This is a genomic window from Bradyrhizobium sp. (assembly GCF_035935975.1).
Classification (GTDB): domain Bacteria; phylum Pseudomonadota; class Alphaproteobacteria; order Rhizobiales; family Xanthobacteraceae; genus Bradyrhizobium.
Genome location: NZ_DASYWN010000059.1, coordinates 1 through 9,333 on the forward strand (window position 1 = coordinate 1; position 9,333 = coordinate 9,333).

Here is a 9,333-nt window from a genome sequence, read left to right on the forward strand (position 1 = left end):
CCGGCTTGTCGATGGCGCCTTCGGAAATCGCCTGCATGCGGTTCTTCTGGCGGTCGAGCGCACTGAGCACGTCGCGGGCGATCAGCCAGGACAGCGTCGCCATCAGCAGCATCAGGCCGACGCCGATCGCGGCGAGCTCCAGCGTCAGCGCGCGCACATCGGCGTCGATGTCGTCGACATAGAGGCCGTAGCTGATGGTTGCATCCCAGGGCGCGAATTTGCGCGCGAACACCGTTTTGCGGACCGGCTCGGTCTGGCCGGGGCGGGGGTAGAGGTAAGAGGTGACACCGCCCTGGGCGTTCTGGGCGGCGACGTTCATGATGGCGTCGGCGATCATCACGCCGTTGGAGTCTTTCGCGCCGGTGATCTTGCCTTCGAGCTGCTGGTTGGCGCCGTTCACGAGCAGGGAGGTGTCGGGGTTGTAGACGACGGGGTAGCCCTGGCCGCCATTGAAGCTCATGCGCCGTCCGCGCATGTGGAACTGGGCCTTCGCCTCGGCCTGGGTCAGCTTGCCGGCGGCGACGTCGTCCTGAACCGATTGGGCGAGGTTGTAGAGCATGTCGACCGCGGTCTTCATCTGCTGGACCCGGTCCTCCATCATGCGGCTCTTGCCGAGATAGGTCGATGTCGCGATGATGGCAGTGACTGTGAGAGCCGCAAGACAGACCATGCTGGTCAGCTTGGTGCGGATCTTCAGATGGCTCAGCAGCTTCATCACAGCCCCTACGGAATGGTTGTTATTGTCAACATCGGTAGCATCAAGTTCTTACCAATCATGAACATAGCCATGCGGCAGCCCGCCGCGCGGGACAGCGTCCGCAGCCCTATGCGCAATCGTGCAGGCAAATCGCCATGCGCGGGCGCGCCTCAGCGCGCATGCTGGAGAACATCGACCTCAGACTTGAGTGGTCATCGAGCTCTGCCGGAGCGGCCATGAACCGATTCGTTCACCGCCTCATCATGTCCGTGCTGCTCGTCGCGGCCCTCGTCCTGATCTGGAACGTGCTGGGCTCGCGGTAGATAGCACCGGCAGTTGCCGGTGCCATCCGTTACGTGCGCGTTAATGGCGCGCGTCAGCGTCGCTGGTGATCAGTCCTTGCCCATCGCCGCATCGGCGCTGACCGAGCCGCCGCCGGCTGCGGAGAGATAGAGGCAGGCGAAGCAGAACAGGATCGCCGCGGTGCCGCCATTGAGCAGGGGCAGGAACACCGGCGTCTCGCCCTTGAACATGTGGCCCATGAAGTAGGCGAAGGCCATCTCACCCGAGAGGATGAAGGCGCTGAGGCGGGTGAACAGACCGATCATCAGCAGCGCGCCAAGCACGAGCTCGATCGTACCGGCCGCGTAGATGATCGGGGGAATGTTTGCGAAGTACGGCAGCACCGGAAACTTGAACAGTTTGGCGACGCCATACTGGAACAGCAAGAGGCCGGTGAAGAAGCGAAACAGGCTCAAGAGAACCGGCTGAAAGCGAACGAGATAGGGAAAGTTCATTGGTTTGTGCCCTCCATCCAATGCTTGCGACTAGGACCGCATTCAGTTCCGCCCTGCAAGCTGCCCAGGCTCAATTCGAGCTGACATTTTTGTCATGTCGGACAAAACACCGCAGGCAGCACTTTCAGCCGTTCGCGATCCACGTTTTTTGCGGCTGTTCGCGTCACGCCAATCCGTAATTCCCCGGTGACGCGAATGCGCGCAGGTTACCTGTGGGAGACTTGCTCCCGCAAGGCGGGGACAATCAGGAATGGAATCATTCCGAGGATCACGCTCGCAAGTGCGAAGGCGAGCAGCAGATTGTATCCGTGCGTGGCATCGTGGATCAGGCCGCCACTCCATGAGCCGAACGCCGAACCAAGGCCGCTGCCGATCGAGATGGTGCCGAAGATCGTGCCGACGCGCTTGCCGCGAAAGATCTTCATCGCGGTCGCGGTGATCAGCGGGCCGCGCGAACCCATCATGCTGCCGAAGCAGACGACGAAGCCGGTGAGCAGGATGACGTTCGGATAATACTGAAGCAGCCACAGCAGGACGATGCCGAGGATCGAGATCGCGTAGCTGAGCAGCACCGACGGCCGGCGCCCGATCAGCCCGTCGAGCGCGGAGACGCCGATCATGCCGAACACCAGCACGACGCCCGAAAAGCCCCAGGCGGTCGCGGCCTGCAGCGGCGGGAATCCTGCGTCGATCAGATAGGCGACGATCTGGGCCGCGATCGAATACATGCCGACCGCGGTGAAGAAGAAGGTCGAGAACAGCGCCCAGAAGGCGTGGTGGCGCATCGCGCTGACCAGCGTCCAGCCGTTGTCGATGAAGTCAGGATCGGTCCTCTTGGTAATGTACGGCGAGCCGGCCGAGAACATGCGCCAGGGCAGGAGCAACAACGGCACCAGCAAACTCAATGCGGCAAAGCCGAACAGCTGGTAGGTCTCGCGCCAGCCGAGATGATCGATCAGCAGCTGCGAGGCAGGCAGCAATGCCAGTACGCCGCCGCCCATCGCCGAATAGACCACCGCCATTGCGGTCGGCAGCTTCGGGCCGAACCAGCGGCCGAGCAGGATCGAGTTCGGCACGTTGCCGATGAAGGCGACGCCGATGCCGACGCAGAGCCCGATCGAAAGCTGGAATTGCCAGAGCGCCTGCGCGTGCGCCGCAATCAGGAAGGCCGAGCCGAGCAGGAACAGTCCGAGCGCATAGACGATACGCGGTCCGGAATGGTCGAACAGGCGTCCGACCAGCGGCGCGGTCAGCCCGCTGATCAACCAGGTCAGCGAATAGATCGAGACGACTTGCGCGCGGTCCCAGCCGAAGTTTTCGGAGATCGGCTTGAGGAAGACGGTGAAGCTCTCACTCAGGCCGCGACCGAGAACGGCCAAAGTGAAGCACAGCGCCAGCACCACGAGCGCGGTGCGCACCGCGCCTTGCTGCGTCGCAGCTCCATGTTCCCTGGGCGTGTTCTGATCCATTGCCCGTCAGGGAGCGCGCTTCGACGCCCCCTGACAAGCATCAAAAGCTCATACGCCTATGCAGGCTTGATGAGGACGTGCTTCTTCTTGCCGAAGGACAGCTTGATCACGCCCTCCGGCGTCAGATTGCCGGCGGACAGCGCCATCTTCTCGTCGGTGACAGGCTCGTCGTTGACGCGCAGGCCGCCGCCCTTGATCTGGCGTCGCGCCTCGCCGTTGGAGGCAACGAGGCCCGCCTTGACGAAGGCGTTGAGCACGCCGAATCCGGCATCCAGCTCGCCGCGCGGAATTTCCACGGTCGGAAGACTCTCCGCCAGCGCGCCTTCCTCGAACGTGCGGCGTGCGGTCTCGGCCGCCTCGTTCGCGGCGTCGCGGCCGTGCAGCAGCGCGGTCGCTTCGGTCGCGAGCACCTTCTTGGCCTCGTTGATCTCCGAGCCGCCGAGCGCTTCGAGCTTCCTGATCTCGGCCATTGGCAGCGTCGTGAACAGCTTCAGGAACTTGCCGACGTCGGCGTCCTCGGTGTTGCGCCAGTACTGCCAGAAGTCATAGGGCGAGAACTGGTCGGCGTTGAGCCAGACCGCGCCTTGCGCGGTCTTGCCCATCTTGGCGCCCGAGGCGGTCGTCAGCAGCGGCGTCGTCAGCGCGAACAGCTGGTGCGTGCCCATGCGGCGGCCGAGATCGACGCCCATGATGATGTTGCCCCACTGGTCCGAGCCGCCCATCTGCAGATGGCAGCCGGTGCGCTTCGCGAGCTCGACGAAATCATAGGCCTGGCAGACCATGTAGTTGAACTCGATGAAGCTCATCTCCTGCTCGCGCTCGAGGCGCAGCCGCACCGAGTCCATGGTCAGCATGCGGTTGACCGAGAAATGCCGGCCGACGTCGCGCAGCATCTCGATCCAGTTCAGCTTGGTCAGCCACTCCGCATTGTCGAGCATGATGGCGTCGCTCTTGCCATCGCCGTAGCGCAGCACCTTTGCGAACACGCCGCGGATCGATTCCTTGTTGGCCTCGATCTCGGCGACGGTGCGCATCGCGCGCGTCTCGTCCTTGCCGGAGGGATCGCCCACCATGGTGGTGCCGCCGCCCATCAGCGTGATCGGCTTGTTGCCGGACTGCTGCAGCCAGTGCAGCATCATCATGGTCAGGTAGTTGCCGATGTGCAGCGAGCGGGCGGTGCAATCGTAGCCGACATAGGCGATCGCCTCGCCCTTGGCGGCGAGTGCGTCCAGCCCCTCGAAATCGGAGCATTGGTGGATGAATCCACGTTCCTGCAGGGTGTTGAGGAAATCCGATTTAAATGCAGTCATCTGTCGGCGTGCCTGACAATTCTTGGTTTACTGTTTTGGGAGCAATTTAAGGGTCTTCCGTGGGAACTCGATTGCTGCCCGCCATTTGGCGCTGTGGCATTATAAGATGTGTCCCTCTGGCACAAGATCGGCATGCCGGAGCGGGTGTTTTGAGGACGCTGATCCATGATGTTGACGGCACTCGGTTTGATGAGCGGCACCTCGCTGGACGGGGTGGATGTCGCGCTGATCGAAACCGACGGAAAGCAGGTGAAGGCGTTCGGGCCCTCCGGTTACCGCCCTTATAGCCCGGCCGAGCGCAATCTGCTGCGCCAGGCGCTGAGCGAGGCGGTGAACCTGACGCAGCGCGATGCCCGGCCGGGCATCCTGGCCGAGGCCGAGCGGGTGGTGACGCGCGCCCATGCCGAGGCGGTCGCGGCCTTCATCGCCCAGAACCGGATGAGGCCGGAGGATATCGACATCGTCGGCTTCCACGGCCAGACCGTGTTGCACCGGCCCGAGCGGCGGCTGACGGTCCAGATCGGCGATGCGCCGGCGCTGGCCCGGGCGATCCATATTCCCGTGATGCATGATTTCCGCGCCGCTGATGTCGAGGCCGGCGGGCAGGGCGCGCCGTTCGTGCCGGTCTACCATCGGGCGCTCGCCAACTCGCTGGAGCGCGAGGGGCCGATCGTCGTGGTCAATATCGGCGGCGTCTCCAACATCACCTATATCGACGGCAACGACACGCTGATCGCCTGCGACACCGGCCCCGGCAACGCGCTGCTCGACGATTTCATGTACCGCACCATGAACCAGGCCTTCGATGCGGAAGGAAAGTTCGCAGCGCTCGGCAAGGCCGACGAGGCCTGGATCGCGCGGGCGCTGGAATTGCCGTTCTTCGCGGTCCCGCCGCCGAAATCGCTCGACCGCAACGACTTTGCCACGCTGAAGCTCGGCGACGTCCAGCCCGCCGATGGCGCAGCGACCCTGACCGCCTTCACCGCGGCTGCGATCGCCCGCGTCATCCCGCTGCTGCCGCGGCGGCCGCGAAGCTGGATCATCTGCGGCGGCGGCGCGCGCAACCTCACCATGCTGCGGATGCTGCGGGAGCGCGTCGGCTCGGCCACCGTCGAGGCCGCCGAGACGCTCGGCTGGGCCTCCGACGCCATCGAGGCGCAGGCCTTCGGCTTCCTCGCCGCCCGCGGCCTGAAGGGCCTGCCGCTGTCCTATCCCGCCACCACCGGCGTGCCGATGCCGATGACCGGCGGGGTGATCGCGCGGCCCTGAGGCCGGATTCTGCATCGGCCCGGGGTTGATGCAGATGCATAGATCTTGACGAATATATGCAAATGCATCTATCTTGGATGCAGTTGCATCGAACCGCCGGGATCATCGCCATGACGACGTCGCTTGAAACGCCCGCTTCACTGAAACTGATCAGCCACAAGCTTTGCCCCTACGTGCAGCGCGCGGTGATCGCGCTGAAGGAGAAGGGTGTTCCGTTCGAGCGGATCGACATCGATCTCGCCAACAAGCCCGAGTGGTTTCTAAAACTGTCGCCGCTCGGCAAGGTGCCGGTGCTGGTGGTGACGACGGAGCAGGGCGAGGTCGCGCTGTTCGAGAGCAACGTGATCTGCGAGTACATCGAGGAGACGCAGGGCGGCACCAAGCTGCATCCGGCGGACGCGCTGAAGCGCGCCGAGCACCGCGCCTGGATGGAGTTCGGCTCGGCGATCCTCGGCGATCTCTGGGGGCTGGAGACCACGACGGATCCGACGACGTTCGAGAGCAAGCGCCAGGCCCTTGCGGCAAAGTTCGCGCGCGTGGAGGCCGCGCTCGGCTCCGGGCCCTATTTCGCGGGCGAGGCGTTCAGCCTCGTCGATGCAGTGTTCGCGCCGGTCTTCCGCTATTTCGACCTGTTCGACGAGTTGACCGATCACGGCATCTTCCGCGATGTGCCGAAGGTCCGCGCCTGGCGCGCCGAACTCGCGAAACGTCCGAGTGTGCGCACTGCGGTCGGCGCCGACTATCCGCAGTTGCTGCGCGCCTTCCTCGTCAGGCACGACGCGCACCTGCTTAAGCTTGCAGCTTGAGCTGAGCGCGTTGCTCCCGTAGCCCGGATGGAGCGCAGCGCAATCCGGGGCCTTGCGTCCGCGGGTCGAGTTTCCCGGATTTCGCTGCGCTCCATCCGGGCTACAAGGTCTCAGCGCACGTTGGCGAGGCGCATGTCCAGATACGCCGTGATGGTTTCCATCAGCGGCTCGAGCTTGGCGTCGAAGAAGTGGTTGGCGCCGGGGATGACCTGCTGGTCGATCACGATGCCCTTCTGCGTCTTCAGCTTCTCGACCAGCGTGTTGACATCCTTCGGCGGCACCACCGCGTCCTTCTCGCCATGCACGATCAGGCCCGACGACGGGCAGGGCGCAAGGAACGAGAAGTCGTAGAGATTGGCGGGCGGCGCGATCGAGATGAAGCCTTCGACCTCGGGACGGCGCATCAGAAGCTGCATGCCGATCCAGGCGCCGAAGGAGAAGCCGGCAACCCAGCAGGCGCGCGCTTCGGGATTGATGGTCTGCGCCCAGTCGAGCGCGGCCGCCGCATCCGACAACTCGCCGGTGCCGTGGTCGAACGAGCCCTGGCTGCGGCCGACGCCGCGGAAATTGAAGCGCAGCACCGAGAAGCCGCGATGCGCGAAGGCGTAGTAGCACTGGTACACGATCTGATGATTCATCGTGCCGTGAAACTGCGGATGCGGATGCAGGATCATCGCGATCGGCGCGTTCTTCTGCTTGGCCGGGTGGTAGCGGCCTTCGAGGCGGCCAGCGGGGCCGGCGAAAATGACTTCGGGCATCGGTGATCTCTTGATTGATGTGCTGGAGCGAGGATCCTCGGCAATCAACCGATTGTGGCCTCATCGACAGCGATGCCGACGAGAGCGCGAATGGAAGGGTGAGAAGGCGTGCGCCTCGCGGTGATGCGCAAACGGCGCGCGGTGACTTGACGGCCCGCGTTCTAACATGGGCGGAGGGGCAAAAAGCAAGCATCTTGAACATCAGCCAATGGGCTCAAGACGTTAGCCTGTCATGGCCGCGTCATCGCCGGCTCTGGCTTCGGAATCACGGTTGCCAAGCGTGCGGTGGCGGCCCATGTCGGGCGCAGGGGCGGAACAGCCCCGACGAAGTAAGGTAATATACTACTCGATGCCGAACCGCGTTTATCTCGACTGGAATGCGACCACACCGCTCCGTGCTGAAGCCCGGGCTGCGATGCTGGCCGCCTGGGAGCTGATCGGCAATCCGTCCTCGGTCCATGCCGAGGGGCGGGAGGCGCGGCGGCTGGTCGAGGAGGCCCGCGCCACGCTGGCCGCGGCGGTGGGCGCACTGCCACGGAACATCGTCTTCACCTCCGCCGGAACCGAGGCCAACGCGCTGGCGCTGTCACCTGGCCTGAAGGGTCCGTCCGGAGGTCCCGTCGCGCGGCTGCTGGTTTCGGCGATCGAGCATGCCTCGGTCCTGGCAGGCGGCCGGTTTCCGGCTGCTAGAATCGACCTGATCCATGTCACCCGTTCCGGCGTGATCGACCTTGATCACCTTCGGATGCTACTCGCCGGTGGCCCGCCGGCGCTGGTCTCGATCATGGCCGCCAACAACGAGACCGGCGCGCTCCAGCCGGTCACCGAGGCCGCCCGGATCGTCCACGAGGCCGGCGGCCTCCTGCATGTCGACGCGATTCAGGCGCTTGGCAAAATTGCGTTCAATATTAACGAGGTAGGCGCCGACCTTGCGACCTTTTCTGCGCACAAGATCGGCGGCCCCAAGGGCATAGGCGCGCTGGTGGTGGCAGAGGGAATCGCCGGATTGGAACCGGTGTTGCGGGGTGGCGGGCAGGAGCTGAACCGGCGCGCAGGAACCGAGAATGTCGCTGGTATCGCCGGCTTCGGCGCAGCCATCAGAGCCTCGCTTCAGGCTCTGCCTGAGGATGCGGAGCGCATGGCAACCCTCAGAGATCGCTTGGAAAATGGCATTCGCGGTATCGCCAGTGCGACCATCTTCGCAGATGACGTGAAGAGGTTGCCAAACACCATTCTGTTCACCGCACCGGGCCTGAAGGCCGAGACCGCCGTGATCGGCTTCGACCTCGAAGGCGTGGCGGTGTCGTCCGGCTCGGCCTGTTCCTCAGGGAAGGTCCAGCCATCCCATGTCCTGTCAGCCATGGGCTTCGATCCCGCCGTGGCCCAGGGAGCGGTGCGTCTCAGTCTGGGCTGGTCCACGGATCCAGATGAGATCAATAGGGCGTTAGAGGCTTGGCGAAAGCTCGGTAATACCCTACTTAGAGGCTAAGCGACGAAACACGGCTTGAACCGTTCTAAGCCTGTGCTTTCCGCAAAAAACATCGTAATACTCGTCCGAGTTTGATCCACCGCGGTCCTTGAAACCGCGAGCGGAGGATGGAATGCCAGCCGTACAAGAGACGGTCGAGCGCGTGAAGCGCATCGACGTCGACCAATATCGTTATGGGTTTGAGACCCTGATCGACACCGAGAAGGCTCCCAAGGGGCTCTCGGAAGAGATCGTAAAGTTCATCTCACAGAAAAAGAACGAGCCCGCCTGGATGCTCCAGTGGCGGCTGGAGGCCTATCGGCGCTGGCTGACCATGACCGAGCCGACCTGGGCGCGCGTCGATTATCCCAAGATCGACTTCCAGGATCTCTACTACTACGCGGCGCCGAAGCCGAAGAAGACGGTCAGCTCGCTCGACGAGATCGATCCGGAGATTCTGAAGACCTACGAGAAGCTCGGCATTCCCCTGCGGGAGGTCGCCATGCTCGAGGGCGTCGAGCCGAAGCCCGGCGAGGAAGATCCGGCGCGCCGCAAGATCGCGGTCGACGCCGTGTTCGATTCGGTCTCGGTCGCGACCACGTTCAAGGCCGAGCTGAAGAAGGCCGGCGTGATCTTCATGCCGATCTCGGAAGCGATCCGCGAACACCCCGAACTGGTGCAGAAGTATCTCGGCTCGGTGGTTCCGACGTCGGACAATTTCTACGCGACGCTGAACTCGGCGGTGTTCTCCGACGGCTC

Annotated in this window: 8 protein-coding genes and 1 pseudogene; 4 read left to right on the forward strand and 5 right to left on the reverse strand. The window is 63.9% G+C overall.

All coding sequences use genetic code 11. The annotated features are described in order from the left end of the window. The 4 genes from VGR99_RS37885 to tyrS all read right to left on the reverse strand — a co-directional run. On the reverse strand, nt 1-715 hold a 715-nt coding region (locus VGR99_RS37885; RefSeq protein WP_326905047.1), incomplete at its 3' end, for a cache domain-containing protein. Between the two features lie 374 nt (nt 716-1,089). Continuing rightward, the gene (locus tag VGR99_RS37890) at nt 1,090-1,494 is read right to left on the reverse strand and encodes a DoxX family protein (RefSeq protein WP_326905048.1); all 405 of its coding nucleotides are present in this window, start codon (nt 1,492-1,494) and stop codon (nt 1,090-1,092) included. Nucleotides 1,495-1,700: 206 nt separating this feature from the next. Beyond that, nucleotides 1,701-2,963, reverse strand: coding sequence for an MFS transporter (locus tag VGR99_RS37895; RefSeq protein ID WP_326905049.1), 1,263 nt, complete (start codon nt 2,961-2,963; stop codon nt 1,701-1,703). 56 nt (nt 2,964-3,019) lie between these two features. Then, a complete protein-coding gene (gene tyrS / locus VGR99_RS37900; protein WP_326905050.1) occupies nt 3,020-4,273 on the reverse strand; it encodes a tyrosine--tRNA ligase in 1,254 nt (417 codons plus the stop codon). Between the two features lie 165 nt (nt 4,274-4,438). Between tyrS and VGR99_RS37905 the strand changes: the two genes are divergently transcribed. Together VGR99_RS37905 and VGR99_RS37910 are read left to right on the forward strand one after the other, a co-directional pair. Further along, nucleotides 4,439-5,542, forward strand: a complete 1,104-nt coding sequence (locus tag VGR99_RS37905) for an anhydro-N-acetylmuramic acid kinase (protein ID WP_326905051.1) — start codon at nt 4,439-4,441, stop codon at nt 5,540-5,542. A 110-nt stretch (nt 5,543-5,652) separates the two neighbouring features. After that, complete coding sequence (locus VGR99_RS37910; protein ID WP_326905052.1) at nt 5,653-6,348, forward strand: glutathione S-transferase family protein; 696 nt, start codon at nt 5,653-5,655, stop codon at nt 6,346-6,348. A 110-nt stretch (nt 6,349-6,458) separates the two neighbouring features. Here the strand turns inward: VGR99_RS37910 and VGR99_RS37915 are convergent, their stop codons facing one another. After that, nucleotides 6,459-7,106 (reverse strand): alpha/beta hydrolase, encoded by a 648-nt coding sequence (locus VGR99_RS37915; RefSeq protein ID WP_008143006.1) that lies wholly within the window; start codon nt 7,104-7,106, stop codon nt 6,459-6,461. A 349-nt stretch (nt 7,107-7,455) separates the two neighbouring features. Between VGR99_RS37915 and VGR99_RS37920 the strand changes: the two genes are divergently transcribed. Both VGR99_RS37920 and VGR99_RS37925 read left to right on the forward strand, forming a co-directional pair. Beyond that, nucleotides 7,456-8,595, forward strand: coding sequence for a cysteine desulfurase family protein (locus tag VGR99_RS37920; RefSeq protein ID WP_326905053.1), 1,140 nt, complete (start codon nt 7,456-7,458; stop codon nt 8,593-8,595). Nucleotides 8,596-8,707: 112 nt separating this feature from the next. Then, nucleotides 8,708-9,333 (forward strand): annotated as a pseudogene (locus VGR99_RS37925) (Fe-S cluster assembly protein SufB); the annotation flags it as partial.

Excerpts from the sequence above, each read along its gene's own strand:
- VGR99_RS37905 (WP_326905051.1), top strand. The coding sequence starts at position 4,439 with ATGATGTTGACGGCACTCGGTTTGATGAGCGGCACCTCGCTGGACGGG.
- tyrS (WP_326905050.1), bottom strand. The coding sequence starts at position 4,273 with ATGACTGCATTTAAATCGGATTTCCTCAACACCCTGCAGGAACGTGGA.
- VGR99_RS37890 (WP_326905048.1), bottom strand. The coding sequence starts at position 1,494 with ATGAACTTTCCCTATCTCGTTCGCTTTCAGCCGGTTCTCTTGAGCCTG.
- VGR99_RS37915 (WP_008143006.1), bottom strand. The coding sequence starts at position 7,106 with ATGCCCGAAGTCATTTTCGCCGGCCCCGCTGGCCGCCTCGAAGGCCGC.
- VGR99_RS37895 (WP_326905049.1), bottom strand. The coding sequence starts at position 2,963 with ATGGATCAGAACACGCCCAGGGAACATGGAGCTGCGACGCAGCAAGGC.
- VGR99_RS37910 (WP_326905052.1), top strand. The coding sequence starts at position 5,653 with ATGACGACGTCGCTTGAAACGCCCGCTTCACTGAAACTGATCAGCCAC.
- VGR99_RS37920 (WP_326905053.1), top strand. The coding sequence starts at position 7,456 with ATGCCGAACCGCGTTTATCTCGACTGGAATGCGACCACACCGCTCCGT.